Source organism: Streptomyces sp. NPDC059499, from assembly GCF_042749285.1.
Classification (GTDB): Bacteria; Actinomycetota; Actinomycetes; order Streptomycetales; family Streptomycetaceae; genus Streptomyces.
The window spans coordinates 158,662-184,249 of the sequence record NZ_JBHYTT010000001.1 but is presented as its reverse complement, the minus strand read 5'-3'; the positions used below and the strand labels follow the sequence as shown (position 1 = coordinate 184,249).

21 protein-coding genes, 1 tRNA gene and 1 pseudogene are annotated in these 25,588 nt (G+C 71.1%); 7 read left to right on the top strand and 16 right to left on the bottom strand.

Annotation, left to right across the window (positions count from 1 at the left end):
- Positions 1–92: 92 nt before the first annotated feature.
- The 3 genes from ACFW9O_RS00845 to ACFW9O_RS00835 all read right to left on the bottom strand — a co-directional run bounded on the left by ACFW9O_RS00845 (position 93) and on the right by ACFW9O_RS00835 (position 2,332).
- On the bottom strand, positions 93–962 hold the full coding sequence (locus ACFW9O_RS00845; RefSeq protein ID WP_384603590.1) for an SCO1664 family protein: 870 nt from the start codon (positions 960–962) through the stop codon (positions 93–95).
- Entirely contained in the window at positions 926–1,516 is a 591-nt protein-coding gene (locus ACFW9O_RS00840; protein WP_329212756.1) for a DUF3090 domain-containing protein, read from the bottom strand. The genes ACFW9O_RS00845 and ACFW9O_RS00840 overlap by 37 nt, the downstream gene beginning before the upstream one ends.
- Before the next feature lie 105 nt (positions 1,517–1,621).
- Positions 1,622–2,332 carry a histidine phosphatase family protein gene (locus ACFW9O_RS00835; RefSeq protein ID WP_384603587.1) on the bottom strand — a complete coding sequence of 237 codons (711 nt, stop codon included), beginning with the start codon at positions 2,330–2,332 and terminating at the stop codon, positions 1,622–1,624.
- A gap of 63 nt (positions 2,333–2,395) precedes the next feature.
- Between ACFW9O_RS00835 and corA the strand changes: the two genes are divergently transcribed.
- Positions 2,396–3,382 carry a magnesium/cobalt transporter CorA gene (gene corA, locus ACFW9O_RS00830; RefSeq protein WP_384603586.1) on the top strand — a complete coding sequence of 329 codons (987 nt, stop codon included), beginning with the start codon at positions 2,396–2,398 and terminating at the stop codon, positions 3,380–3,382.
- 33 nt (positions 3,383–3,415) lie between these two features.
- Here corA and ACFW9O_RS00825 read toward each other — a convergent pair whose 3' ends face one another.
- Together ACFW9O_RS00825 and ACFW9O_RS00820 are read right to left on the bottom strand one after the other, a co-directional pair.
- Positions 3,416–4,204, bottom strand: a complete 789-nt coding sequence (locus ACFW9O_RS00825; RefSeq protein ID WP_384605196.1) for a ferritin-like domain-containing protein — start codon at positions 4,202–4,204, stop codon at positions 3,416–3,418.
- A 235-nt stretch (positions 4,205–4,439) separates the two neighbouring features.
- Entirely contained in the window at positions 4,440–5,492 is a 1,053-nt protein-coding gene (locus ACFW9O_RS00820; RefSeq protein WP_351167999.1) for an LLM class F420-dependent oxidoreductase, read from the bottom strand.
- Positions 5,493–5,636: 144 nt separating this feature from the next.
- Between ACFW9O_RS00820 and ACFW9O_RS00815 the strand changes: the two genes are divergently transcribed.
- Both ACFW9O_RS00815 and ACFW9O_RS00810 read left to right on the top strand, forming a co-directional pair.
- Positions 5,637–6,620 (top strand): aldo/keto reductase, encoded by a 984-nt coding sequence (locus tag ACFW9O_RS00815; RefSeq protein ID WP_384603583.1) that lies wholly within the window; start codon positions 5,637–5,639, stop codon positions 6,618–6,620.
- On the top strand, positions 6,617–8,956 hold the full coding sequence (locus tag ACFW9O_RS00810; RefSeq protein ID WP_384603581.1) for a helix-hairpin-helix domain-containing protein: 2,340 nt from the start codon (positions 6,617–6,619) through the stop codon (positions 8,954–8,956). The genes ACFW9O_RS00815 and ACFW9O_RS00810 overlap by 4 nt, the downstream gene beginning before the upstream one ends.
- A 69-nt stretch (positions 8,957–9,025) precedes the next feature.
- Here ACFW9O_RS00810 and ACFW9O_RS00805 read toward each other — a convergent pair whose 3' ends face one another.
- Positions 9,026–9,685, bottom strand: a complete 660-nt coding sequence (locus ACFW9O_RS00805; protein ID WP_384603578.1) for a hypothetical protein — start codon at positions 9,683–9,685, stop codon at positions 9,026–9,028.
- Positions 9,686–9,732: 47 nt separating this feature from the next.
- Here ACFW9O_RS00805 and ACFW9O_RS00800 point away from each other — a divergent pair, with 47 nt between their 5' ends.
- Entirely contained in the window at positions 9,733–9,921 is a 189-nt protein-coding gene (locus tag ACFW9O_RS00800) for a DUF5703 family protein (protein ID WP_185301746.1), read from the top strand.
- Between the two features lie 69 nt (positions 9,922–9,990).
- On the opposite strand, the gene ACFW9O_RS00795 is transcribed toward ACFW9O_RS00800, so the two are convergent.
- The 3 genes from ACFW9O_RS00795 to ACFW9O_RS00785 all read right to left on the bottom strand — a co-directional run bounded on the left by ACFW9O_RS00795 (position 9,991) and on the right by ACFW9O_RS00785 (position 12,722).
- Positions 9,991–10,860, bottom strand: coding sequence for a chaplin family protein (locus ACFW9O_RS00795; RefSeq protein ID WP_384603575.1), 870 nt, complete (start codon positions 10,858–10,860; stop codon positions 9,991–9,993).
- A gap of 138 nt (positions 10,861–10,998) precedes the next feature.
- Entirely contained in the window at positions 10,999–11,232 is a 234-nt protein-coding gene (gene chpH, locus ACFW9O_RS00790; RefSeq protein ID WP_384603572.1) for a chaplin ChpH, read from the bottom strand.
- A gap of 164 nt (positions 11,233–11,396) precedes the next feature.
- On the bottom strand, positions 11,397–12,722 hold the full coding sequence (locus ACFW9O_RS00785) for a M20/M25/M40 family metallo-hydrolase (protein ID WP_384603569.1): 1,326 nt from the start codon (positions 12,720–12,722) through the stop codon (positions 11,397–11,399).
- 183 nt (positions 12,723–12,905) lie between these two features.
- Here ACFW9O_RS00785 and ACFW9O_RS00780 point away from each other — a divergent pair.
- Positions 12,906–12,993, top strand: a tRNA-Leu gene (locus tag ACFW9O_RS00780).
- 45 nt (positions 12,994–13,038) lie between these two features.
- On the opposite strand, the gene ACFW9O_RS00775 is transcribed toward ACFW9O_RS00780, so the two are convergent.
- From ACFW9O_RS00775 to ACFW9O_RS00765, 3 genes are all read right to left on the bottom strand, one after another.
- On the bottom strand, positions 13,039–15,591 hold the full coding sequence (locus ACFW9O_RS00775; RefSeq protein WP_384603567.1) for an alpha-L-arabinofuranosidase C-terminal domain-containing protein: 2,553 nt from the start codon (positions 15,589–15,591) through the stop codon (positions 13,039–13,041).
- A 133-nt stretch (positions 15,592–15,724) separates the two neighbouring features.
- Positions 15,725–16,735 carry a family 43 glycosylhydrolase gene (locus ACFW9O_RS00770; RefSeq protein ID WP_384605193.1) on the bottom strand — a complete coding sequence of 337 codons (1,011 nt, stop codon included), beginning with the start codon at positions 16,733–16,735 and terminating at the stop codon, positions 15,725–15,727.
- Between the two features lie 61 nt (positions 16,736–16,796).
- The gene (locus ACFW9O_RS00765; RefSeq protein WP_384603564.1) at positions 16,797–17,855 is read right to left on the bottom strand and encodes a rhamnogalacturonan acetylesterase; all 1,059 of its coding nucleotides are present in this window, start codon (positions 17,853–17,855) and stop codon (positions 16,797–16,799) included.
- Positions 17,856–18,227: 372 nt separating this feature from the next.
- Between ACFW9O_RS00765 and ACFW9O_RS00760 the strand changes: the two are divergent.
- Together ACFW9O_RS00760 and ACFW9O_RS00755 are read left to right on the top strand one after the other, a co-directional pair.
- Positions 18,228–19,439: pseudogene (locus tag ACFW9O_RS00760) on the top strand (immunoglobulin-like domain-containing protein); the annotation flags it as partial.
- Positions 19,440–19,530: 91 nt separating this feature from the next.
- Entirely contained in the window at positions 19,531–20,469 is a 939-nt protein-coding gene (locus ACFW9O_RS00755; RefSeq protein ID WP_384603561.1) for an RluA family pseudouridine synthase, read from the top strand.
- Positions 20,470–20,481: 12 nt separating this feature from the next.
- On the opposite strand, the gene ACFW9O_RS00750 is transcribed toward ACFW9O_RS00755, so the two are convergent.
- The 4 genes from ACFW9O_RS00750 to ACFW9O_RS00735 all read right to left on the bottom strand — a co-directional run bounded on the left by ACFW9O_RS00750 (position 20,482) and on the right by ACFW9O_RS00735 (position 25,564).
- Positions 20,482–21,111: an MBL fold metallo-hydrolase gene (locus ACFW9O_RS00750; protein WP_384603558.1), complete on the bottom strand. Its 630-nt coding sequence runs from the start codon at positions 21,109–21,111 to the stop codon at positions 20,482–20,484.
- Positions 21,111–22,196 (bottom strand): S-(hydroxymethyl)mycothiol dehydrogenase, encoded by a 1,086-nt coding sequence (locus tag ACFW9O_RS00745; protein WP_384603556.1) that lies wholly within the window; start codon positions 22,194–22,196, stop codon positions 21,111–21,113. Before ACFW9O_RS00745 ends, ACFW9O_RS00750 begins: the two co-directional genes overlap by 1 nt.
- A 121-nt stretch (positions 22,197–22,317) precedes the next feature.
- Complete coding sequence (locus ACFW9O_RS00740; RefSeq protein WP_384603554.1) at positions 22,318–23,961, bottom strand: amidohydrolase; 1,644 nt, start codon at positions 23,959–23,961, stop codon at positions 22,318–22,320.
- Positions 23,962–24,010: 49 nt separating this feature from the next.
- Entirely contained in the window at positions 24,011–25,564 is a 1,554-nt protein-coding gene (locus ACFW9O_RS00735) for an APC family permease (RefSeq protein WP_384603552.1), read from the bottom strand.
- Positions 25,565–25,588 lie beyond the last annotated feature (24 nt).

Here is a 25,588-nt window from a genome sequence, read left to right as displayed (position 1 = left end):
GGACCGCCGAAGGCCCGCTCCCGCACCGGTCGGGCCGCCCTCCGGACCCGCTGTCCGGCCTTCGGCCACCTGCCCCCGCGAGAGCGCCGCTCTCACACCGGTGGCCACGGAATCGCCGGCCACTCCCCGCTCGGCTGCGGGTGCCTCCCGGACTTCCGCAGCCCGGCAACCCGCCCCCGCAGCGCGTCGAGCTCCACCGCGGTGATGAGTTCCCCCAACCGGGTGGCCAGCGCCGCACCTGGTTCCAGGTCGGCGGACAGCCCGTCCAGCACCTCGACCGCCTCGGCCGTCAGCGGCTCGCCCGCCCAGCCCCACAGCAGCGTCCGCAGCTTGTCGTCGGCGTTGAAGGTGACGCCGTGATCGATGCCGAACAGCCGGCCCCCGGGAGCGGGCAGCAGATGCCCGCCCTTGCGGTCACCGTTGTTGATCACCGCGTCCAGGACCGCGAGCCTGCGCAGCCGGGGGTCGTCGGCGTGCACCAGCAGCGCGGTCTTCCCCTCTCCCACCTCGGCGAAGCCCACGGCCTTCCAGCCGTCCCCCGGCTCATCGTCCTCGACGAGCCCGAGCAGCGGCGGCAGTCCGTGGACAGCGGCGCCGTCGGCCACGGACTCCTCGGCGGTCTCGTCCGCCTCGATCCACAGCTGGCACATGCCCTCGCCGTAGGGGCCCTCGCGCAGCACCGTCGGCGGCACGAGCCCCCACCCGGTCGCCTCGGAGAGCTCGTAGGCCGCCACCTCGCGCTGGGCGAGCGTGCCGTCCGGGAAGTCCCACAGCGGCTGCTCCCCGGCCACCGGCTTGTACACGCAGGGGCGTTCCTCGCCCTCGTACGCGACCGTGCAGTAGAGCACGGCGTTCGACGCGCCGCGGACCTGTCCGAGGACCGTGAGCTCCCCCTGGGCGAGCAGGGTCTTCAGTCCGGCCTCCGTCAGGCCCCGCGACGGTATCCGTTCTGGCGCGGGCATACGTGTCCTTCCGGGTCGAGCGGCAGGCTGCACAGCGGGCACGGCGGGCGGCCGGCGTTCACGACGTCCAGGGCGCGCTTGGCGAACGCCCGGGCCTGCGCGCCGCTCAGCCGGACCCGGAGCATCGGCGGGCCGTTCTCCTCGTCCTGCAGGAGCCTTTCCTCCGCCTCCGCGAGGTCGTCCTCGGAGTCCGCGTCCAGCTCGACGAGGGCCTGCGCCTCGACGATCATGCGCTGTTCCTCGCCGTCCCAGGCGAGCGCCATCGTGCCGACCCTGAACTCCTCCTCGACCGGGGCGTCGAGCGGCGCGGTGTCGGTGACGTCCATGGGTGCCACCGCCGGCACCGGTGAATTGCCGCCGGTCCGCCGGACGACCTCGTCGAGGAGTTCGTCGATCCGTTCGGCCAACGCGGCAACCTGGGTCTTCTCCAGGGCCACACTGGTGACCCGTCCCGTCGAGGATGCCTGCAGGAAAAACGTACGGCGGCCAGGCAGCCCGACCGTACCGGCCACGAAACGGTCCGGGGGGTCGTAGAGGAACACCTGACGGGACACGTCCTGTCTCCCTTGAAATATGAAGGCGAATGGGGGCCGCCCGGGCCCTGGGGGGATGTCCCCCGCAAGGCCTCTACGGCGCGTCCACCCTACTGCGCGGAGAGATCACGGCGCCCCCGCGCCGCCCCCGACGGCCGCATCCGTTGCCTCCTCCCCCGCCGCGTCGGCCCCCAGGGGCTGTTCGCGCGGTGCCAGGGACGCGAAGTCGCCGGTGTCACCGAGGCGGAGAAGGAAGGGCCGGAGCCGGGTGTAGCGGATCGCGGTGACCGAGCAGGGGTCGGCGTGAATGCGCTGGAAGAGGTCGAGATGCATGCCGAGCGCGTCGGCCACGAGGGCCTTGATGATGTCGCCGTGCGAGCACATCACGTACGTGGCGTCGTCGCCGTGTTCCGCCTCGATGCGGCTGTTCCAGTCCCGTACGGCGTCCACGGCCCTGGCCTGCATGGCCCGCATGGACTCGCCGCCGGGGAACGCGGCGGCCGAGGGGTGCTGCTGCACGACGGACATCAGCGGTTCGTCGGAGAGTTCGGCGAGCTTGCGCCCCGACCAGTCCCCGTAGTCGCATTCACTGATCCGGTCCTCCGTGCGCAGGACGAGGCCCGGCCGGGCGTCGAGCAGGGGCTGGAGGGTCTCGCGACAGCGCTGCAGGGGGCTGCTGACGGCCGCGACGAGGTTGATCGCGGCCAGTCGTCCGGGCAGCGCGGCGGCCTGTTCGGCGCCGCGCTCGTCGAGGGAGACTCCGGGGGTCCGCCCCGCGAGCACTCCGGCGGTGTTGGCGGTCGAGCGTCCGTGGCGTACAAGGATGAGCGTGGGCATACGTGCCAGCGTAGAGGGCACGTCGAAGGTGCGAGGAGGCACGATGCAGGGAAGAATGCGCGCGTGATCGTGGACTGCGGCATTTACCGGGACGGGCGCCGGACCGACGGCCCCGCCGACTTCTCCGATGCCCTGGGCGAAGCGCGGGAGGCCGGGGACGCCTTTGTCTGGATCGGACTGCACGAGCCGACGGAGAAGGAGTTCGACCTCGTCAGCAGCGAGTTCGGCCTGCACCCCCTGGCGGTGGAGGACGCCCTGCGCGCCCATCAGCGCCCCAAGCTGGAGGTCTACGACGACTCCCTGTTCGCCGTCATCAAGCCCGTGGTCTACGAGCCGGAGAGCGACACGGTCAGCACCGATGAGCTGATGATCTTCATAGGTGACTCCTTCGTGGTGACGGTCCGCCACGGCGAGGGGGCGCCCCTCGCGGCGGTACGCCGTCGGCTCGAGGCCGAGCCCGAGGTGCTCAGGCACGGCCCCACGGCAGTGCTGTACGCGGTCAGCGACGCGGCGGTCGACCACTACATCGAGGTCGCGGCCGAGCTCCAGGCGGACCTGTCGGAGCTGGAGGCGCAGGTGTTCGCCCCGAGCGGCACCGGGGACGCCAAGAACACCGCTGCCCGCATCTACACCTTCAAACGGCAGGTACTGGAGTTCCGCCGGGCCACCGGCCCGCTGAGCGCGCCGATGACCCGGCTCGCGGGCGCGGGCGTGCCTTTCGTCGACAAGCACTCACAGCCGTTCTTCCGGGACGTCAGCGACCACCTGACGCGTGCCAACGAGCATGTGGAGGGGCTCGACCGGCTGCTCTCGGACATTCTGTCGGCGCATCTGGCACAGATGGGGGTGCGGCAGAACGACGACATGAGGAAGATCTCGGCGTGGGCGGCCATGGCCGCCGTACCGACCATGGTGGCCGGCATCTACGGCATGAACTTCGACCACATGCCCGAGCTGCACTGGGTGTGGACGTACCCGGTGGTGGTCGGGCTGATGGGCTGCGCCGTCTTCGGCCTGTACCGCCTGTTCAAACACCGCGGGTGGATGTAGCGCCCCGCGTTCCGGTCGGGCCGGGCCCGTCCGTCAGGCGTACTCGGCTTCCGGCGTCGCCGGGCCGCCCAGCGCGTCGCGCCGTGCGGGCGGCTCCAGGCTCACCATGCGCCGCCAGCCGGCCAGCCGCTCGTACGCGTACATCGCGTGGATCCCCGCGGCCAGGACGGCCGCCTTGGCACGGGGCCAGCGCAGCACGGTGCCCATGTGGCTCATCACGGCGAGGCTGACGTCCCGGTACACCCGGATCTCGGCGAGGGCGCAGTCCCGCAGGACGGCCTGGATCGTCCGGCCGTGCCCGGCCCGGGCGAAGCGGAGCAGTTCCTCGTGGCAGTAGGCGAGATGGTTGTCCTCGTCCCGCGAGATCATCTTCACCGCGCGGCCGAGTGACGGATGGTCCGCGAAGTGCCTGCGCAGCAGCTGCATCTGCTCGGAGGCGCGCTGTTCCGTGACCCTGCTGTGGGCGAGGTAGACGATGATGTCCCGCTCCGACAGCGGTTCGTCACGGTTGAGCTGGTCATGGGCGAGGCCGATGCCGTGCTTCTCCAGGAGCAGCGTGTAGTCGGTCTCGTACGGCACGACCACGGGTTCGAGCCCGCGCTGCTTCAGCAGGGCGTTGAAGATCCGGCCGTGCTTGTCCTCGTCGGCCCCGTGCCGGGTGATCTTGGGGGCGAGATCGCGCAGGCTTCCCGGGACGAGGGCGGCGATGCGGCCGTTCTCCCAGCCGCCCTGGGACTCTCCGCTGGCTGCGATCGAGCAGAACAGCCGGAAGGCGTCGTCGTCGTCGAGGATCTCCTGAAAAAGACTCTTTGCCGAGAGCATCACTGCCACCCTTCGCACCGTGTCCGCAGAAACAAAGTCAAAGGCGGAACCGGGCGGCGGGCAACACGAGGGGGGCCAGGCAGGGCCGAACGGGCCCCGGCCCCCGTCCGGTCGGCGCGGCCGGGGGCGTAACCGTCGGGCGCGGTGCGCGTTGTTCCCTGTGACGGCCGTGGCGGGGAGGACCCCCGAGCCCCCACCACGGCCGTAGTGCTGTCCCCGGGGCGTGACAGAGGCCCTAGGCGGCGAGGCCGGAGTGCTCCAGGGCGTCCGTGCCTGCGCGCAGGGCCGCGAGCCGCTCCTCGAGCGTGAATCCGGCCGGGGCGAGCGTCAGCGTGGTGACTCCGGCGGCGGCGTAGGCCTGCATGCGTTCGGCGATCCGCTCCACCGATCCGAGGAGCGTGGTCTGGTCGATGAGCTGGTGCGGCACGGCGGCGGCGGCGCCCGCCTTGTCGCCGGCCAGGTACTTGTCCTGGATCTCGGCGGCTTCCTTCTCGTACCCCATGCGCTGGGCCAGCTGGTTGTAGAAGTTCTGCTTGCGGCTGCCCATGCCGCCGACGTACAGCGCCGTGTACGGGCGGAACATGTCGGCGAGGCCGTTGATGTCGTCGCCGACGGCGAGCGGCAGCGTCGGACAGACGTCGAAACCCTCCATGGTCTTCCCGGCCTTCTCCCGGCCGGCCCGCAGGTGCTTCACCGCGGTGTCCTCGAGGTGTTCGGCGGAGGGGAAGATCAGCAGGGCTCCGTCGGCGATCTCGCCGGTCTGCTCCAGGTTCTTCGGGCCGATCGCGGCGATGTAGAGCGGGATGTGCTCGCGCTGGGGGTGGACGGTGAGCTTGATGGGCTTGCCCGGGCCGTCGGGGAGCGGCAGCGTCCAGTGCTCGCCCTCGTAGGAGAGGCGCTCGCGGGACATGGCCTTGCGCACGATGTCGACGTACTCGCGGGTGCGGGCCAGCGGCTTGTCGAACTTGACGCCGTACCAGCCCTCGGAGACCTGCGGTCCCGACACACCGAGGCCGAGGCGGAACCGGCCTCCGGAGAGCGAGTCGAGAGTGGCCGCGGTCATCGCCGTCATGGCGGGCTGACGGGCCGGGATCTGCATGATGGCGGACCCGACGTCGATGGACTCGGTCTGGGCGGCGACCCAGGCAAGCACGGTCGGTACGTCGGAGCCGTAGGCCTCGGCCGCCCAGCAGACGTCGTAACCGAGCCGGTCGGCCTCCTGGGCGACGGCGAGGTTGTCGCCGTCCATGCCCGCGCCCCAGTAACCGAGATTGATGCCGAGCCGCATGCCGCGCTCCCTCTACTGATGAGTAACGTCCCTGTGTCCCGGACTCTAGCGCGCATGCCGGGGATCCGGCAGGCTGGACGGCTCTCAGTTCGGTTGTCCACAGGCTTCCACCCTGTGGGGCCTTGGCCAGTAATCTCAGCGCCCATGGAGCAGAGGCATCTCGGCCGTACCGGCCTTCGCGTGTCCCGGGTCGGGCTCGGCACCCTCACCTGGGGCCGGGACACCGACGAGCACGATGCTGCCGACCAGCTGAAAGCCTTCTGGGACGCCGGCGGCACGCTGATCGACACGGCCGATGTGTACGGCGGCGGGGAGGCCGAGTACCTCCTCGGCCGGCTCGTCGATAGCCTGGTGCCCCGGCAGGATCTGGTCATCGCGACCAAGGCCGGCAGCGTGCCCGATCCGTACCGCCGCTTCGACGGATCACGCGGGCATCTGCTGGCTGCGCTCGACGCGTCCCTGGAGCGGCTCGGGACGGATTACGTCGACCTGTGGCAGGTACACGCCTTCGACCCCGTGACGCCGCTGGACGAGACCCTTCAGGCACTGGACCTGGCGGTGTCCTCGGGACGGGTCCGCTATGCCGGAGTGTCGAACTTCAGCGGCTGGCAACTGGCCAAGGCGGCCACCTGGCAGCTCGCGGCACCCGGTCTGCGTACCCGGCTGGCCAGCACGCAGATGGAGTACTCACTGCTGCAGCGGGGCATCGAGCGGGAGGTGCTGCCCGCGGCGCTGGATCTCGGAGTGGGGCTGCTGCCCTCGTCCCCGCTCGGCCGCGGGGTACTGACCGGCAAGTACCGCACCGGCACGCCGTCCGATTCACGGGGCGCCTCGGAGCACCTCGCCCCCTTCGTCGAGCCGTATCTCGACGACCCTGCGAGCCGGATCGTCGACGCGGTGGCCACAGCCGCGGACGGCCTCGCCACGACACCTCTCATGGTCGCGCTCGCCTGGGTACGGGACCGCCCGGGAGTGGTGGCCCCGATCATCGGCGCGCGCAACGCGCGGCAGCTCTCCGAGGCCCTGTCAGTGGAGGCGCTTAGTCTTCCTGACGAGATCTGCCAGGCGCTCGACGATGTGTCGGCGCCCGTGCACCGCTATCCCGACCAGGACTGGAGCACGCTGTGACTGCCCTTCCCCGGGGGGAAACCCCGGACCCCGCGGCCGAGAACCACGAGGACCGCGAGGACGCGGGCTCCGACGACGCCGCCGGCGCCGCCGGTGCGCCCGGCGACGACGAGGCCGTGCAGGGCGGTGCGGAGCAGGTTCCCGCGAGTCCCGAAGCCTCTGCGGAGTCCGGGACCGCCGCAGACGCCGAGGCCTCGGCCGACCCCGGGGCCCCCGCAGACTCCGCGGACCCTGAGGCCCCCGCAGGCGCCGAGGCCTCCGGCGGCACCGAGGCCGACGGCACGCCCGGGACCGTCGCGGCTCCCGCGCTCTCGGAGGCCGAGATCGAGCTGGCGGCTCAGCGCGAGCTCCTGGAGCGGATCGAGAAGCGCAAGGCGGAGAAGGATGGACCCATCGCCGCCGGTACGAAGCTGAGCGGCCCGGCTGCCGACCTGCTCGCGGCCGTCCGCGCCGTCGAGAGCGGCGAGAAGGCCGCCACCGCGTTCTTCGAGCCGCCCGCGCCCCGCCCGACCACCACCGGACCCGCGTCCGTACCCGCTGCCGCCCGGCCCCGGCCCGCCGGACAGCAGCCCACGCCCACCGCCTCGCCCGAGGCTTCCGACGCCGTCGCCGCGGTGCTCGCCGAGGGGGGCGCGCCCGAGGCCCTGGCACGCCCGGCGGCCGTGACGCTCGGCGAACAGGCCGCGGGCCTCCTGCGCGAGGACCCCTGGCAGCTGCTGTCCGTGCCCGGGGTCCGCCCCGAGCAGGCCGACGGCTTCGCCAGGGCTCTGCTCGGGGCGGAGTGCGGCCCGGACGACGAGCGGCGTACGGCGGCGCTCGTGGGCTGGCTGCTGGAGCGTGCCGCCCTCCAGGGCCATACCGCGCTGGACGCGTCGCAGGTACGTGCGGCACTGGCCGAACGCGCGGTCACCGACCCCGAGGCCGCCGTCGAGCACGCCGTCGCCGAGGGTGTCGTGCTCGTCTTCCAGGACGGCCTCGACCCCGCGGACGCCGCGGAGGCCGAGGAGCCGGAGGGGGACGACGGGGACGGCGCACAGGACGCACACGACGAGCAGGAGCCGGTTCAGGTTCTGCTGGGCCTCGACCGGTACGCACTGGCCGAGGAGAGCCTCGCCGACGGCCTGGCGCGGCTGGTCAACGCCTGCGAGAAGGGCGCCGACTGGACGGATGCGGCTGCCGCCGCCCCGTCGCCCTCGGCGGCCGAGCTGATCAGGACGGTGGCGACCGCCGGACTCGTCGCCCACAGCGGTGGCGAGAGTGCCCGGGCGGAACCCGCCGCCCTCGTCGCCGCCGCGCGAGGTCTGGGGCTGCGCGCACTAGGCGCGACCCACAGTGTGGACGGCCGGCACCGGCTGGCCACCGCGGTCGGTGATCCGCAGTCCGCGGTCACCCTCCGGGATCTGCTCTCCGGCGCGGCGGGCCCCGGCCGGGACACGGACGGTGCTCTCGCCCTGGACCTGCTGGTCGTGCTGGACGCGCCGCAGCTCGATGTGGAGACCGCCGCGATGCTGGTGGAATCCCTCGCCGACGGGACCCGGCTGGTGCTGAGCGGCGACCCGGGTGTGCTGGGTTCCGCCGGTGCGGGCCGGGTGTTCGCGGATGTACTGGCGGCCCGCGCCTGCCCGCAGGTGGTGTCGCGCACACCGGACCCGGGACCGATCGGCGAGCTCGTCTCGGGCATCGGAATCGGTGAGCTCACCCAGGTCGACGCGCCCGGCCGGGAAGTCGTGATCGTCCCCGTCCGCGATGCGGGTGAGGCGGTCCACCGCACCGTGCAGCTCGTCGCCGACTCGGTACCGCGTGCCATCGGCGTGCCATCGTCCGACACCCAGGTGATCACCGTCGGACACGGTGGATCCGCCGGCACCAAGGCGCTCAACGCGGCGCTCAAGGAGCGGCTCAATCCGGGCCCCGGCAGGTTCGGCGGCTTCGACCCGGGCGACCGGGTCGTCCACGTACCCGCTCCCGGCAGGGCCGTTCCGGGTTCGGTCGTCTCGGCCGACGCCGAGGGTCTGCACCTGGACTGTGCGGGCACTCCCGTCGTCGTACCCCCGGACGCGGTGGAGTCGTCGGTTCGGCACAGCTGGGCCCTCAGCGCCCATCAGGCGGCCGGAATGCGCTGGCCGGCCGTGGTCGTCGTCCTGCCGGGCGATGCGGCTCAGGGCCTGAGCCGCCCATGGGTGTACACCGCGTTCAGCCGCGGTGAGCGCCACCTGTCCGTGGTGCACGGCGTGGACCAGGCGCTGCCGCGCGCGGTCGCCGAGATCCCCGCCCAGGAACGGACGACGCGGCTGCGTCCCCTGCTGGAGGCTCTGCCGACCCCGGACGCCTCCTAGCGAAACCCGGTGCGCCCCGGACAGCCCGACGAAGGCCCCGGTGCGCGCCGGGGCCTTCCGTCCGAGGAGTCAGGAGCCGCCGACCACCGACACGTCCGCGTCACCGTCCAGCTCGTCCTCGTCGAAGACCGAGCTGACGTCGAAGCGGCAGACCACCTGCGCCGGATCGGCGTCGTCGAACGGTGCCCCGAGCCACTCCCCCGGCTCGGGAAGCTCGTCCACGGCGGAGACCCACAGCGTCGAGTCGCCCTCTTCCAGCCCGAATTCCTTGTGCCGGGACGCGATCTCGTCCACCTCGTACTCGCCGAACAGCACGCCCAGCGCGGCGTGCACGCTGGTGCCGACAACGGGCACGGTGTCGCTGTCGTGCTGGTCCGGGTCCAGGTCGGCGAGCCGCTGTGCCTGGGCCAGCAGCCGCGGGGGTTCCACCACCGCGTAGTCGCGCCTGATCAGCACACTGAGGGCGTGCGGCTCCTCCGGACCGGCGTACGGCGGCAGCGAGTCCTCCGCGCCGGGGATCTCGAAGGGGGTGACCTCGTCGTAGCGGTCGTAGAGGAATTCGTCGTAGACCTCGGCCGCAGCGGCCAGTGCGTTGAACGCGTCGAAAACAGCGGGGTCGTCGTCCCCCGTACGGCGCTCGACCGCCTCGAGGTGGCGGTCGAGCGCGGTTTTGACTGCATCGGCGGCGGCGCGTACCTCGGCAGCGGTGGGCTGCGCAGCATCAGACATAGTGCAGACGCTATCCGTACCGGGGCTCTGCACGCACAATAGATGCGATGCCGGAATACGAATTTGTCGACGTGTACGTGCCGCGCGGGGTCTCCCGCAAGGAAGCGACCCGCCTGCTGACCGACCATGCCGAGTACGGGCACTGGGAGTTGGACCGCCTGACCCTGCGCCTGGACGGCAGCCGCCGCGTCCGGTTGCGCCGCCGGATCATCCGCCAGCTCCGGGCCACCTGGTAGCGCGGAGCGGGTCCCGCGCCTGCGGAACCCGCTCCCTGAACGACGCCGTACGCCGAAGTCGCGGTGCCGTTATGCGGCGCTGCGCGAGCGGCGGTACAGGACCGTACCCGCACCGGCGAGCAGCAGGCCGGCACTCGCCGGGACCAGCAGGTCGAGCCCGCCCGCACCGGTCTGTGCGAGCTGCGGGCCGGGCACGAGCTGGGCCTCGGGAGCGGGCGGAACCTGCGCGGGCGGCAGGGCCGGCTCCTCGGGGGTGTGGGGCGTCTGCGGTACGACGGGCGGAGGGCCGACCTCCGCGTCGTTCTCACAGCTGTTGCCGAAGACCGGGTTGAGCAGGCCACCGATGGTGACGCTGTTGCCGCAGAGGTTCACGGGGATCTCGACCGGCACCTGCACCTGGTTGCCGGAGCCGATACCGGGTGACCCCTTCGCCTCCCCCTGGGCGGAGGCGCCGGGGGCACGGTGCCTGCCGGTCCCCTCTCCGCCGCCCCGGCCCTCGTGCCCCGAGGCCTGGCTGCCGGAGCTGCCGGAACCTGAGCCGCCGTGTCCGTGCCCGTGCCTGGAGGCCTGGCTGCCGGAGCCTGAACCGCCGTGTCCGTGCCCGTGCCTGGAGGCCTGGCTGCCGGAGCCTGAACCGCCGTGTCCGTGCCCGGACGAGGGGCCGTCGTCCCTGGTGTGGCCGGGACCGGCGTCCGCCGATCCGTTTCCGCAGTCGTTGCCGCCCGTGGGGTTGAGCAGGCCGACGACGTCCACGGAGTTTCCGCAGACGTTGACCGGAACGTCGATCGGGACCTGGATCGAGTTCCCCGACAGCACCCCCGGTGAGTTCGACGCGCCGCCCGCGGCTCCCGAGTCGGCGTGTGCGTAGCCACCACTGAGCGCGAGCACGCCGCCCGCCGCCGCCATGGTGATCAGGCCTTTACGTGTGACCTGTCGCATAGGTTTGTTTCCTGCCTTCTGCCTTCCGAATGCCCTCGGACACAACCGTGCGAGGGCCGAATGCCCAGCGGCCCCGGAGTGCATGGCGCGCACTGCGGGGCCGACCGGACTCACACCCTTACGGGTTGGTGTTCAACGTCAGTCGTTGACGCAGGCGTTGCCGAAGGCGGGGTTCAGCAGCCCGATCACGGAAACGGTGTTACCGCACACGTTCACCGGAATGTGGACCGGGACCTGGACGACGTTGCCCGAGAGCACGCCGGGGCTGCCGATGGCAGCACCCTGGGCGCCGGCGTCGGCAGAAGCCATACCCGCACCTGCGAGCACGAGACCACCGGTAGCAGCCGCGATTGCGACGACCTTCTTGATCATTATTCCTCCTGGTTGACAAGTGCGGTCCCAGCCGCGGACCGCATCACCTGTAACGAGGAGGGAGTTGGGGGGCTACGAGTGCGCGACCCCTTTCACCCGTTCTGGTGAGGTGCGTACACGCTGGCGAATTCGGCTGCCGACAGCGTTCACGCTGCTCCAGGACCTCAGGAATGGTCGATGAAGCGGTCGAGCACCCGGGTGCCGAACTTCAGGCCGTCCACCGGCACCCGCTCGTCCACACCGTGGAACATGCCCGCGAAGTCCAGCTCCGGCGGCAGCTTCAGCGGGGCGAAGCCGAAGCAGCGGATACCGAGGTCGTCGAAGGACTTCGCGTCGGTGCCGCCGGAGAGCATGTAGGGCACGGCGCGGGCGATCGGGTCCTCGGCCTTGAGCGCGAGCTGGATCGCGTCCACCAGGGAGCCGTCGAAGCCGGTCTCCAGCGCCTTGTCGCCGTGCACGTCCTCGCGCTTGACCCGCGGGCCGAGGATCCGGTCGAGGTCGGCCAGGAACTCGTCCTCGTAACCGGGCAGGAAGCGCCCGTCCACGTGCGCGGTGGCCTGTCCGGGGATCACGTTCACCTTGTACCCGGCACCGAGCATGGTCGGAGCGGCGGAGTTCCGCAGGGTGGCGCCGACCATCTTGGCGATCCCGCCGAGCTTGGCGAGCGTCGCCTCCATGTCCTCCGGGTCGAGCGGGGTGCCCAGCGCGTCGGACAGCTCGTCGAGGAAGGACCGCACGGTCTTGGTCACCCGGACCGGCCACTTGTGCCGGCCGAGCCTGCCGACGGCCTCGCAGAGCTCGGTGATCGCGTTGTCGTTGTTGGTCATGGATCCGTGGCCTGCCGTGCCGTCCACGGTGAGCCGCATCCAGTGCATGCCCTTCTGCGCGGTCTCCACCAGGTAGAGCCGGAGGTTCTCGTTGACGGTGAACGAGAAGCCGCCGACCTCGCCGATCGCCTCGGTGACGCCGTCGAAGAGATCACGGTGGTTGTCGACCAGGTGGCGCGCCCCGTACGTGCCGCCCGCCTCCTCGTCCGCGAGGAAGGCCAGCACGATGTCGCGCGGGGGCTTGCGTCCGCTGCGCATGCGGTCGCGGACGACCGCGAGGGTCATCGCGTCCATGTCCTTCATGTCGACCGCGCCCCGGCCCCAGACACAGCCGTCCGCGATCTCGCCGGAGAACGGGTCGTGCGTCCAGTCGGCCGCGTTGGCGGGCACCACGTCGGTGTGCCCGTGGATCAGCAGCGCGGGCTTGGAGGGGTCCTCGCCCTCGATCCGGGCCACGGTGGAGGCCCGGCCCTTGTGGGACTCGATGATCTGCGGTTCCAGCCCTACCTCGGCGAGCTTCTCGGCGATGTACTCGGCGGCGAGCCGCTCGCCGGGGCCCGAGTGGTCGCCGTAGTTGCTGGTGTCGATCCTGATCAGGTCACGACAGAGGTCCACGACCTCATCCTCACCGGAGACGGTCCGAGCCGTGTTGGTCTCGCTCACGCTGCTTCCTTCCACTGTCGCGGTGGTGCTCCCCCTCATCCTCGCGCGCCTGCCCCGCACACCCAAGACCGCCCGCTCCTCGTTACGTGCCTTTCACACGTCATGGGGCGTGATCGAGCACCCCCGAATGTTTGCTATGGTTTTCCACGTCGGAACGGGCCCTGCCCGGTCGGCACACACCCGGTCCGGGTGGCGGAATGGCAGACGCGCTAGCTTGAGGTGCTAGTGCCCTTTATCGGGCGTGGGGGTTCAAGTCCCCCCTCGGACACCAGCAGAAAACCCCCAGGTCACCCTGGGGGTTTTCGCTGTTCCGGCCCTATTCCCTGATGCGCAGGAAGGTCACGGAGTGCGCCGGGAACGTGTGGGTGAGGACGCGTCCGTCGACCCGCAGGGTCGATTTCCGCGGTGCCACCTGCCGGTCGTCCGCGGTGTTCACCGCGTCCGGGGCCGCCTGGAGCGTGGTCAGCCGGGCGGTCCGTGAGGCCGGCACGGCCCCCAGGTCGATCCTGGTCCTGGCATCCGACGCCTGGGCGTTGACCACCTTGACCACGAGCTCGCCCGTGGCGTCGTCCCGGGTGACCACCTGCCGGAAGGGTTCGGCGGGCTTGTCGTCGGTGAAGGTGCCCCATTGCTTCCCGTCGAGGAAGAGGGTGACCTGCCGGTCGCGCACCTGGATCCTGAGGTCGTACGCGCGTCCCGTCTCGATCTTCGTGCTGTCCTCGGTCATCGTCTGGTTGGCGCCGTCGACCGTCTTCTCCACGGCGGAGCGGGTGTTGCCCCAGCCTCCGAGGTTCCACCAGTACTTGTTCCCGGTGTCCTTGACCCCGAAGGCGACGAGGAAGCCCTCCCTGCCAGCCTTCTTCGTCGCCCTGACCCGCAGGTCGTAGTTCTGCCAGCCGGTGTCACCGGCCGTGACCAGGGTGTTCTCCGCGCTCTCGTCGGACTGGACGTACGCGCCGTCCTCTACGGCCCAGGCGCCGCGGCCCGCCGCCTTCGTCCACTGCGTGTCGCCGGCCGAGAAGTCGTCGCTGAGCAGCCGGGTGCCGTCCTCGCCGGTGACCTCGACGTCGTCGTACGCGGCACCGGTCGCCCAGGTCGACAGCCCGACGGCGCCGGTGATCGGTGCGGAGACCGCGGGTGTGGTGGACGCGGTGCTCGGCACGACCCGGTCGCCGACGTTGTTCATGAAGAGCTTCTGCACCTCGTAGTTCGCCGACCCCCATGACTTCTCGTTGTCGAACCAGATCATGTCCGGGCGCCACTGCGCGTCGTTCGTGTCGGCGAGCAGGGGGGCGTAGGAGGCGAGCTTCACGACATCCGCGTTGCGTTCGAGGCCGGTCATGAAGGCGGCTTCGGCGAGGGCGTTGGAGAAGCGGTTGTCGAGCGAGGCGTATTCGCCGAGGAACACCTTCGGGCCGTTGCGGTCGTAGGTGTCGTAACGGGCGTTGTTCTCGAGGAACCACTGCGGGCTGTTGTAGTAGTGCTCGTCGACCATGGCGACGTCCGCGTCGCGGTTGAGCTGCCAGGCGCGGTCGAAGGCGGTGCCGCTGTCGTCCGGGCCGGAGTTGCTGACCACGGTGATGTCCGGGTACCTGGCCTCGATGGCCTCGCGGAACTCGGTGAAGCGGGTGAAGAACTCGTCCGGGAGGTTCTCCTCGTTGCCGACCTCCAGGTGGGTGAGTCCGAACGGCGCGCGGTGGCCCATGGCGGCGCGCTTGGCGCCCCAGGTGGAGCCGGCCGGGCCGTTGGCGAACTCGATCAGGTCGAGCGTGTCCTGGATGTGCCGTCGCAGCAGTTCGGGGTCGTCGGTCGCCTTGTTCTGGCCGCAGCCGGTGACCAGTGCGGGCACGACGGGCAGCGCCGTCGCGCCGATGTCCTCGGCGAACTGGAAGTACTCGTAGTAGCCGAGGCCGTAGGTCTGGTTGTAGCCCCAGAAGTTGGCGTTGACGGGACGCTGCTCGACCGGGCCGATGGTGTCCTTCCACTGGTAGGAGCGCTTGCGCTCCCAGCCCGGCGCCTCGTACGCCTCATGGCTTCCCGTGTTGACGAGGCACCCGCCGGGGAAACGCAGGAAGCCGGGTTCCAGTGCGGCCGTCTTCTCCGCGAGGTCCTTGCGGAGGCCGTTCGCCCGTCCCTTGTAGGTGTCCCGGGGGAAGAGGGAGATCATGTCGAGCCGTACGGTGCCGCTGCCGCCGGCCGTCACGGTGAGCCGGCCGTCCGCGGCCGCTGTGCGGGCGGTGAGGGTGCCCGTGTACTTCGCCCAGCGGTCTCCGCGCACGGTGATGCGCAGCGGTGCGGTGAGTGCGGTGCCGTCCGCGGAGGTCGCTCCGACGGTCAGCGCGGTGCCCTCGGCCCGGTCGGTGCGCGCCCAGACGGAGAAGTCGTAGCGCTCACCCCCGCGTATGCGCAGGCCCTCGTTGTAACCCGAGTTGGTCACTCCGAAACCGGCCTGTCCGCCCGCGCCGCCGTCGAGGTCGAGGCGCAGGTACCGGCGGTTGCGTTCGTTCAGACGGCCGTCGTCGTCCACGGTCAGGGCCTGCCCTGTGCCGCCGGACACCGCGGTCGGACTCCAGGCGGTCATGGACGAGTACGCGGCGTTGTCGGCACGGTCGTACTCGAAGGATCTGTTCTGGACGAGTTCGGCGTAGAGCCCTCCGTCGGCCGCGTGGTTGATGTCTTCGTAGAAGACCCCGTACATCGTGTCGTCGATGGTGGGGCCGGTGCGGTCCGGGTGCACGGTGAGGGAGTAGTCGGTCGGCTCGGCCACCGGTGCGATGTCGTCGGCGCGGGCGGGCGCGGCCACCAGCGTTCCGAGGAGGAGCGCGACGACGGGGACGGTGAGCCGGGGCCACGGATGCGGGTACGGCATGGATGCTCCAGGGGTTCACTGTTCGATATATCGGACGTTGCCCAGAACTTCGAACGCAAGATAGGCAGGGACATGGGGCGCGTCAATGCCTCGGACGGCTCCCGGCACCGGTGGGCGGGGCCGGTTCCGGATGTCACTCGGAGTCGGCCACCGGGATGCCGAAGTCCGGTGTGCCGTCCGCCTTCCAGGCCAGCCGCTGGATCCGGGTGTGCCGGTTGGGGTCGTGCAGCGGGTCGCCGGTGATCTCCCGGTACGGCCGTGCGTGGTAGACGAGCACGTCGGTGCGTCCGTCCTCGGCCACGGTGAAGGAGTTGTGGCCCGGGCCGTACTGACCCGTTTCCTCGCTGCTGGTGAACACGGGCTCCGGGGACTTGATCCAGGAGGCCGGGTCCATCAGGTCGCTGCGGGCGTCCGCGGTGAGGAGGCCCATGCAGTAGTTGGCATCGGTCGCGCTCGCCGAGTACGTCATGAAGACGCGGCCGTTCCGCTTGATCACCGCGGCTCCTTCGTTGACCTCGAAGCCGACGCGCTCCCAGTCGTACTCGGGCGTGCTGAGGCGGATCTGGGGCCCGGTCAGCTTCCACGGGCCGGCCATCCGGGAGAGGAAGAGCCCGGTGTTGCTGTCCAGGCCGGGCTCGTGCTGGGCCCAGACGAGGTAGCGGTCTCCGCGGTGGGTGAAGGTGTGGGCGTCGAGCGAGAACGTGTCCCAGGCCGTGGTGAGCTGCCCCTTCTCGGTCCAGGTGCCGCGGAAGGGATCGGCGCTCGCGTTCTCCAGCACCCAGATCCGTATCCTCCAGACGTCGTCCGCGGGCGCCGAGGCGAAGTAGACGTACCACTTGCCGCCGATGCGGTGGAGTTCCGGCGCCCAGATGTGGGCGGCCATGTCCCCGGTGGTGTGCCGGGTCCAGATCACCGCTTCCTCGGCGGTGCTCAGGCCGCGCAGGGTTCGGGAGGAACGCAGGATGATCCGGTCGTACTCGGGGGCACTGGCGGTGAAGGAGTAGCGGCCGTCGGTGTGCCGGGTGATGTGCGGGTCGGCGCGTTGCTCGACCAGCGGATTGCGGTACGGGGCGCGCGGCGCCGCGGCGTGGGCGACGCCGGGTACGGCGGTGAGGGCTCCCGCGCCCAGGACTCCCCTGAGCATGGCCCTGCGGCCGGGCACTTCGGCATGGTTCACGGCGATCGCCTTTCGTCGGGGTGCGGGGTCACCGGACCGCGCGCGGCGCAAGGAGCTGTTGGGCGCGCAGTTCACCGAGGACGAGCGCGGCGTACTCGGTGGCGCCGCGCGTGGAGGTGTGGGTGTTGTCGCGCTTCTCGTCGTAGAGGTAGAGGGCTTTGGAGGCCTCGGGGCCGAGCTCCTCGACCCGCGCCCTGGTCAGGGCGGTGAGGTCGACGAGCGGGGTGTCCTGCTCGGCGGCGAGGGCGCGCACCTCGGCGGGCAGGTCCACGCCCAGGCCGTTGACGATCAGCGCGGTGCCGTTGTCGAGCGTGCCGTCCGTGTTGAACCAGCGGCGGACGATCGGGGTGACGAGCACGGGCCGGCCACCCTCGGCGCGTACGTCCTCGATCATCGCGGTGAGGTTGGCCCGGTAGGTGGCGCGGTCGGTCTGCTTGTCGTTGTGGGCGAGCTGGACGAGGACGAGGTCGCCGCGGTGGATACGGGCCCGGAGGGCGGGGAACAGGGCCGGGTTGTCCCGGAAGGTCTGCGAGCTCTCCCCGGAGTCGGCGTAGTTGGCGACGGAGAGCCGGTCCGTGAGGTACTGCGGGAGCTGCTGCCCCCAGCCCGAGTAGGGCTCGCCGGGCTGGTCGCAGACGGTGGAGTCACCCGCGAGGAGGATCTGGGGCGTGCGGACCCGCTCGACCCGGAGTGCCGCGAGCCGCGGTGCCGTGCCGCCGAAGGCGAGGTCCAGCCCGGGGCTGCCGGCCGGCCCCGTGGGCTCGCCCTCCGGCTCGCGCACATCCACCGTGAAGTTGCGGCGTACGGTCTCACCGGCGGCGTTCGGCGTCTCGGCGAGCACAGCTCTTCGCGTCTCGGCGGTGACCGTCGTCGAGCCGGCCTCCGCACCTCCGAGAAGGATCCGGACCCGGTACGTGCCCGGGGTGACGTCGAAGTGACAGACGACCGGGGCCGTGCCGGTGCAGCGGTCCAGGCCTTCCGGCCCGGCGGCGGTGCCGCCCCGGGCCACCGCGGGAGTGACCGCCAGGGCGGTCAGGGCGGCAGCGGCGGCGCAGGCGGTCAGCAGGACGGTTCCGGCTCGGCGCATGGCGAGGCTCCTCCGGGTCGAGTGATTCCGGGTTCGGTGACACAGGGCTGGTTGAGACAAGGGCTGGTTGGCACAGGGTTGGGCGTCAGCGGATTGAATGGATTCAGCGGGCAGGACCCTACGCGCGTCGGCAAGCGCTTTCTACAGGGCGTGCGAATTCGTCCACGACCCTTGACGAAGGTCCTCGACACCCCTAGCGTCGGTCCGATTTGACGAACAGCGTCCGATATTCCGAACAACTTCGGGAGAGACATGCGTCCGCACCCCGCGAGAAGAGCCCTTGCCCCTCTGCTGCCTCTCCTGTCCCTCGTCGTCGGCCTGCTCGCGTTCCCCGGCAGCGGCCCCGCCCACGCCGGACCCGCGCGGATCAGCGACGTGACTGCCACCGCGCAAGCCGCGGCCGCGCTCAGGGTGCACAACCTCGACGACGTGCGCGGCAATCTGACGCTGCCCGCCGCAGGAGCCCACGGCACCACCGTCACGTGGAGGTCCCACCGGCCCCGGGTCATCGACGCGACCGGCGTCGTGCACCGCCCGGAGCCCGGTGCGGGACCGACGAGCGTGGAACTCACCGCCGTGGTCACCCGGGGCAGGGCGGCGGCGCGCCGTACCTTCACCGCCGCCGTGCCCGAACTGCCGCAGGAGCGGACGTACACCGGCTACGCCATGAGTTACTTCACGGGCGAGGGCACCGAGGACGGCGAGCAGATACGGATGTCGCTCAGCCGTGGCGACGACCCGCTGCACTGGCAGGAGCTGAACGGCGGCGAGCCGGTGCTCACTTCGGACCTGGGCACCAAGGGGCTCCGCGACCCGTTCGTCATCCGCTCGCCGGAGGGCGACAGGTTCTACCAGATCGCCACCGACCTGCGGATGTACGGCGGCGCGGGCGGCAGCTGGGACCAGGTCCAGCGCACCGGCAGCAGGTCGGTCATGGTCTGGGAGTCCACGGACCTGGTGAACTGGACCGACCGGCGCCTGGTGGAGGTCGCGCCCGACACTGCCGGCAACACCTGGGCCCCGGAGGCGTACTACGACGAGAAGCTCGGCTCGTACGTCGTCTTCTGGGCCTCGAAGATCTACGCGGCGGACGACCCGGACCACACCGGCAGCACCTACAACAAGATGCTGTACGCGACGACGCGCGACTTCCGCACCTTCACCGAGCCGGAGGTGTGGCACGACCCCGGGTACTCGGTGATCGACTCGACGGTCATCCGCCACGACGGCAGTTACTACCGCTTCACCAAGGACGAGCGGAACCCGTCGTCGGACACCCCGTGCTCCAAGTTCATCACGGCGGAGAAGTCGCGGGACCTCACATCCCGTGCGTACGGCTTCGTGGCCGACTGCATCGGCAAGGGCTCGGTCGACCGGGGCGAGGGCCCCGCGGTCTTCAGGTCCAACACCGAGGAGAAGTGGTACCTCCTCATCGACGAGTTCGGCGGGCGCGGCTACGTTCCGTTCGAGACGGACGACCTCGACTCGGGCAGGTGGACGATGTCCGCGGACTACGCACTCCCGGCGGGCGCCCGGCACGGCACGGTGCTTCCGGTCACGCAGGAGGAGTACGAGCGGCTGCTCGGCTCCTGACGGCCGGGCGGTGCCATGATGGGCAGTCCTCCAGGCCCCTCCAGGCCCCCACCAGGCCCCACCCATGACAAGGACCGACGCGATGAGAGGACGGGCGAAGCCCCCCGCCGCCCCCCTGCCCCAGCGGGACGGCATCGATCCGGTGCGGGTGAGGCTGCCGGAGGACCCGGACGGGGTCTGGGGATGTGTCCGGGACCATCTGATGGACCGGTTCGCGGGGGCGGTCGGGGCGCAGCGGGTGGAGGCGATGCTCGCCGAAGGGCTGTTCGTCGGGGCCGACGGCGGTGCGGTGCGTGGCGACGAGCCGTACACACCGGGCCGGTACCTCTGGTTCCACCGGGACTTCGCGCCGGAGGACCCGGTGCCGTTCCCCGTCGGTGTGGTGTACCGCGACGAGCACCTCGTCGTCGCGGACAAGCCGCACTTCCTCGCCACGACTCCGCGCGGCCGGCACATCACCGAGACGGCGGTGGCCCGGTTGCGCAGGGAGCTGGATCTGCCGGCGCTGCAGCCCGCCCACCGGCTCGACCGGCTGACGGCGGGGCTCGTCCTGTTCGTCGTACGGCCCGGGGAGCGGGGGGCGTACCAGACGCTGTTCCGGGACCGGCTGGTGCGCAAGGAGTACGAGGCCGTGGCACCGTACGACCCGCGTGTGGCACTCCCCCGCACCGTGCGCAGCCGGATCGTCAAGGAGCGCGGGGTCATCGCCGCGCGCGAGGAGCCGGGCGAGGCGAACAGCGAGAGCCGGATCGAGCTCCTGGAGCACCGGGGCGGATTCGGCCGCTACCGGCTGCTGCCCGCCACCGGGCGCACCCATCAGCTCCGCGTCCATATGAACGCGCTGGGGCTGCCGCTCGTCCACGATCCCGTCTATCCGGTGGTGGTGCCGGAGCAGGACCACGACGACTACACGCGACCCCTGCAACTGCTGGCCAGGGTGCTGGAGTTCACCGACCCGGTCACGGGCGTACCGCACCGCTTCGAGAGCGGCCTGCGGCTCACCGCGTGGCCGGACCGGTGAACCCCGGCCGGGTCAGTGGCCGCGGGCGATCCATTCGTCCAGGTGCGGGGCCTCGCCGCCGATCGTGGTGGAGTCCCCGTGTCCGGTACGCACGACGGTCTCGGGCGGGAGTCCGAGCAGCCTGTCCCTGATCGAGTCGACGATCGTCGGGAAGTCGGAGAAGGACCGTCCGGTGGCCCCGGGCCCGCCGTGGAACAGGGTGTCACCGGTGAAGACGGTGGCCAGGTCCGGGGCGTAGAGGCAGACAGCGCCCGGTGCGTGGCCCGGGGTGTGCAGGACCGCCAGGCGTGTTCCGGCGATCTCCAGCTCCTGGCCGTCGGCCAGTTCGGCGTCGGGGGTGCGGTGCGGGTGGGTCTGCTTCCACAGCGGGAGGTCGTCGGGGTGCAGGAGGATCGGTGCGCCGGTCGCGTCGGCGAGGGCGGGGGCCGCGTCGATGTGGTCGTTGTGCGCGTGGGTGCAGATGATGGCGCGCAGCGTACGGCCGCCGAGCGCGGCCTCGATCGCGAGGGCGTCGTGGGCGGCGTCGATGACGACCGCCTCGGTCTCGTCGCCGATGATCCAGACGTTGTTGTCGACGTCCCACTCACCGCCGTCGAGGGCGAAGGTGCCGGAGGTGACCAGGTGGTCGATGCGGGCGGTCATCAGAACACCACCACCGAACGCAGGACGTCACCGTCGTGCATGCGGGCGAAGGCCTGTTCGATGTCGCCGAGTCCGATCGTCTCGGTGACGAACGCGCCGAGGTCGATGCGGCCCTGCTGGTGCAGGTCGATGAGCATCGGGAAGTCGCGCGAGGGCAGGCAGTCCCCGTACCAGGAGGACTTGAGCGAGCCGCCGCGCCCGAACACGTCGAGCAGCGGGAGTTCGAGCTGCATCTCCGGGGTGGGGACGCCGACGAGGACGACGGTGCCGGCGAGGTCGCGGGCGTAGAAGGCCTGCTTGTACGTCTCCGGGCGGCCGACGGCCTCGATGACGACGTCCGCGCCGTTGCCGCCGGTCAGTGCGCGGATCGCCTCGACGGGGTCGTCGGAGCGTGAGTTGACGGTGTGGGTGGCGCCCATCTTCTTCGCCGTCTCCAGCTTGCGGTCGTCGATGTCGACCGCGATGATCTTCGCCGCGCCGGCGAGCCGGGCGCCCACGACGGCCGCGTCGCCGACGCCGCCGCAGCCGATGACGGCGACGGAGTCGCCCCGGCCGACCTGGCCGGTGTTGATGGCGGCGCCGATGCCCGCCATGACACCGCAGCCGAGCAGTCCGGCGACGGCCGGGGAGACCTCGGGGTCGACCTTGGTGCACTGGCCGGCCGCGACGAGGGTCTTCTCGGCGAAGGCGCCGATCCCGAGTGCCGGGGAGAGTTCGGTGCCGTCCAGCAGGGTCATCTTCTGCTTCGCGTTGTGGGTGTCGAAGCAGTACCAGGGGCGGCCGCGCAGACAGGCGCGGCACTGTCCGCACACCGCACGCCAGTTGAGGACGACGAAGTCGCCGGGCGCGACGTCGGTGACGCCCTCGCCCACGGACTCCACGATGCCCGCGGCCTCGTGGCCGAGGAGGAAGGGGAAGTCGTCGTTGATGCCGCCCTGCTTGTAGTGCAGGTCGGTGTGGCAGACGCCGCACGCCTGGATCTTCACGACTGCCTCGCCGGGCCCGGGGTCCGGGATCACGATGGTCTCGACCCGTACCGGCTCGTTCTTCCCCGGTGCGATGACCCCTTGCACCTGCTGCGCCATACCGTGGTCTCCCTGTTTCCGAGTGGGGCTCCTGCGAAGGTTGATCACGGACAACCGTACGCCCCGGAGGGTGCCGCGTCGGCACCTCCGGGGCGTTGCGTTCCACGGAGGAGGTTCGGTGTCAGGCTTCGGAGTCGTGTACCTTCCGGCCGCCGACGTAGGTCCGCAGCACACGTGTCCGGCCGATCTCGTCGGACGGGTTCGCGTACGGGTCGCGGTCCAGGACCACCAGGTCGGCGAGGGCTCCGGCGCGGAGTGAGCCGGTGTCGTCGAGGTGGTTCACATGAGCGGATCCCGCCGTGTAGGCGGCGATGGCGGCCGTGAGCGTGATGCGCTGTTCGGGGAGGAAGGCCGGGCCTTCGCCGTCCGGTGTGATCCGGTTGACCGCGGTGTGGATGCCGTGCAGCGGATCGGCGCTGCTGACCGGCCAGTCGCTGCCCGCGGCGACGGTGGCGCCGGATCGCAGGAGGGCTCCGAACGGGTACTGGAGGGCGGCCCTCCCGGCGCCGAGGAAGGGGATGGTCAGCTCGTCCATCTGCGGTTCGTGGGCGGCCCACAGCGGCTGGATGTTGGCCGTGGCGCCGAGCTCCCGGAACCGGGGGATGTCGTCGGGGTGGACGACCTGGAGGTGGGCGAGGTGGGGGCGGGTGTCGGTGCGTCCGTTGACGGCGCGGGCGGCCTCCACGGCGTCCAGGGCCTCGCGAACGGCACGGTCCCCCAGGGCGTGGAAGTGGGCCTGGAAACCGAGGGCGTCGAGTGCGGTGACGTACCTGCGCAGCTCGACGGGGTCGATGAAGCCTGTGCCGGTGTTCGTGGTGGCGCAGCCGCAGGCGTCGAGGTACGGGGTGAGGAGGGCGGCCGTGCCGGTCTCGGCGACCCCGTCCAGCATCATCTTGACGGATCCGGCGCGGAACGGGCCTGCGCTCAGTTCCGTCCGCCTCGCGACCAGTTCGGGTATCTGCTCGGCGCCGCGTTCGCGGTCCCACCAGAGTGCGCCGACGACCCGGGCGGTGAGCGATCCGTCGCGGGCGGCGGTGAGGTAGGCGTCTGCGACGTCGTCCATCGAGCCGTAGGAACCGACGATCGCGTCCTGCCAGGCGGTGATGCCGTACCCGTGGAGGATCCGTTGGGCCCGCAGCAGCGCGGCAAGCCGGTCGGCCGGGGTGGAACGCGGGGTGAGGCGGGCGACCAGGTCCATGGCTCCTTCCTGGAGGAGGCCGGTGGGCTCGCCCCTCCTGTCACGCTCGATGCGCCCGTCTGCGGGTTCGGGGGTGTCCCGCGTGATGCCGGCGCGTTCGAGGGCGCGGGTGTTGACCCAGGCGCCGTGGTGGTCACGGTTGACGAGGTAGGCGGGGCGGTCGGGTACGGCGGTGTCGAGCAGGTCCCTGGTCGGGGCGCCGCCCTCGAAGGCGTCCATGGACCAGCCGCCGCCGGTGATCCATTCACGGTCGGGGTGGCTGTCGGCGTAGGCGCGTACGGCGGCGACGGTGGCCGGTGCCGTACGGGCGTCCGTGAGGTCGCACCGGGCCATCTCCAGTCCGGCGGTGACCGGGTGGATGTGGGCGTCCTGGAAGCCGGGGACGAGCAGGCGGCCGGCGAGGTCGACGACCTCCGTCTTAGGGCCTATGAGTTCGCGGACCTCGTCGTGGCCGACGGCCGTGATCCGGTCGCCGGTGACGGCGAGGGTGGTGGCGCGGGTGCGGGCCGCGTCCATCGTGAGGACGGGGCCGCCGGTGAGGACGAGGTCGGCGGGGGTGCGGTGCATGGGGTGTTCCGTTTCGTTCCGTCTGCGGGGCGGGTGGTGTCGTGCGCCGTCAGGCCGTTTCGGGGACGGTGGGCGCGGTGGAGCGGCCGGTGACGAAGTAGGGGGATTTCCTTACCCACTTGGCCCAGGCCGCCGCGATCACGCCGGTCAGCAGCATGGCGGCGGGGCAGAAGAGCATGAACCAGCCGTTCTCCGGGCTGATCTCGAAGTGGTCGGCGGAGGTGTAGAAGGTCCAGCACAGGTAGCCCCCGAGGCCGAGCAGGACGACGGCACTGAGGACGGGGAGGATCACGGCACGCAGGGCCTCGGACAGGCTCTCGCGCAGGGCGCCGCGGAATCGGGCGGCGGCCGCCAGGGCGGTCAGCGCGTAGTAGAGGGACACGACGACGCCGATCGCGTTGACGGAGGCCAGGACGAGGTCGCCGACCTTCGGGATGACCAGGGAGAGGACGGCCACGGCGGCGGCGACGCAGCCGATGGCGACGGTTCCGGCCGCCGGAGTCCCGTAGCGGGGGCTGACCTTGGTCCAGAGCGGGCCGAGCGTGCGGTCGCGGCCCATCGCGAACATGCCGCGGACGGTGGGTATCACCCCCGACTGGAGGGACGCGATCGCGGAGAACGTCAGGGCGATCAGCGGGAGTGCGGCGAGAGGCTGGTCGGCGAGCCGTTCACCGAAGTAGGTGAGCCCCTGGGCTCCGTGCGCGGTCAGCTCGTCGAGGGAGAGGACGCGTTGGAAGGCGAAGGAGCCGAGCAGGAAGAGGCCGAGCATGGTGAAGAGGGTGATGAGCCCGGCCCTGGAGGCGTCCTCGGGGTCGCGGACCTCCTCGGTGACGCTGAACGAGGACTCGAAGCCCCAGTAGCAGAAGACGGAGAGCAGGAGCCCCTGGGCGAGCTGCTGTCCCGACGGGATGGTGAACGGGTTGAGCCAGTCCAGGCTGAACGGTTGCGGTCCCGCGACGAGCCCGTATCCGCAGAAGCCGAGCAGGACGACGTACTCGAAGACGAGCAGGTACTTCTGGAAAGTGGCGGCGGACCGGAGTCCGGTGATCGCGGTGAAGGTGACGGCCACCAGGACGACGATGCCGAGAGCGGTCGCCTGCGCCGTGGAATCGGGGTCGAGCCGGAGGCCCGCGAACTCGTGCAGGCCGCCCTCGCCCGCGAGTTGCAGGAGGGCGGAGCCGGTGACGGTCGTGGTGTACGAGAGGAAGACGACGGTGGAGACGATGCCGATCCAGCCGGTGAGGAAGCCCAGCCAGGGGCTGAGGGAGCGGCCGACCCATACGTAGCCGCTCCCCATGTTCGGCTCGACCCTGTTGAGCCGTGAGTAGGCGCTCGCGATCCCGAGGATCGGCAGGAAGGCGAGCAGCATGATGATCGGCAGGTGCAGGCCGACGGCGCCCGCGGTGACACCGAGGCCGATGCCGATGCTGGTGGTGGCCGCCGTGGAGGAGGCGGCGATGGCCACACCGTCGACGACACCGAGGCTCTTCCTCAGGGTGTCCGGGGGCTGTGGGGCGGGTGGGTCGCTGCCGTACGGGGTTCGTGAGGCCTTCACGGTCACTCCTTCGCCGAGGGGCGCCGTTCGGCCCCGATGGCGGCACATCGAACTCTCCGGCGGGTTCACACG

Coding starts and splice junctions, on each gene's coding strand:
- chpH (WP_384603572.1), bottom strand. CDS start 11,232: ATGATCAAGAAGGTCGTCGCAATCGCGGCTGCTACCGGTGGTCTCGTG.
- ACFW9O_RS00820 (WP_351167999.1), bottom strand. CDS start 5,492: ATGCGGCTCGGCATCAATCTCGGTTACTGGGGCGCGGGCATGGACGGC.
- ACFW9O_RS00835 (WP_384603587.1), bottom strand. CDS start 2,332: ATGCCCACGCTCATCCTTGTACGCCACGGACGCTCGACCGCCAACACC.
- ACFW9O_RS00815 (WP_384603583.1), top strand. CDS start 5,637: ATGGAGCAGAGGCATCTCGGCCGTACCGGCCTTCGCGTGTCCCGGGTC.
- ACFW9O_RS00750 (WP_384603558.1), bottom strand. CDS start 21,111: ATGACCGCCCGCATCGACCACCTGGTCACCTCCGGCACCTTCGCCCTC.
- ACFW9O_RS00795 (WP_384603575.1), bottom strand. CDS start 10,860: ATGCGACAGGTCACACGTAAAGGCCTGATCACCATGGCGGCGGCGGGC.
- ACFW9O_RS00775 (WP_384603567.1), bottom strand. CDS start 15,591: ATGCCGTACCCGCATCCGTGGCCCCGGCTCACCGTCCCCGTCGTCGCG.
- ACFW9O_RS00825 (WP_384605196.1), bottom strand. CDS start 4,204: ATGCTCTCGGCAAAGAGTCTTTTTCAGGAGATCCTCGACGACGACGAC.
- ACFW9O_RS00770 (WP_384605193.1), bottom strand. CDS start 16,735: ATGCTCAGGGGAGTCCTGGGCGCGGGAGCCCTCACCGCCGTACCCGGC.
- ACFW9O_RS00765 (WP_384603564.1), bottom strand. CDS start 17,855: ATGCGCCGAGCCGGAACCGTCCTGCTGACCGCCTGCGCCGCCGCTGCC.
- ACFW9O_RS00805 (WP_384603578.1), bottom strand. CDS start 9,685: ATGTCTGATGCTGCGCAGCCCACCGCTGCCGAGGTACGCGCCGCCGCC.
- ACFW9O_RS00800 (WP_185301746.1), top strand. CDS start 9,733: ATGCCGGAATACGAATTTGTCGACGTGTACGTGCCGCGCGGGGTCTCC.
- ACFW9O_RS00845 (WP_384603590.1), bottom strand. CDS start 962: ATGCCCGCGCCAGAACGGATACCGTCGCGGGGCCTGACGGAGGCCGGA.
- ACFW9O_RS00740 (WP_384603554.1), bottom strand. CDS start 23,961: ATGCACCGCACCCCCGCCGACCTCGTCCTCACCGGCGGCCCCGTCCTC.
- ACFW9O_RS00735 (WP_384603552.1), bottom strand. CDS start 25,564: ATGTGCCGCCATCGGGGCCGAACGGCGCCCCTCGGCGAAGGAGTGACC.
- ACFW9O_RS00755 (WP_384603561.1), top strand. CDS start 19,531: ATGAGAGGACGGGCGAAGCCCCCCGCCGCCCCCCTGCCCCAGCGGGAC.
- ACFW9O_RS00745 (WP_384603556.1), bottom strand. CDS start 22,196: ATGGCGCAGCAGGTGCAAGGGGTCATCGCACCGGGGAAGAACGAGCCG.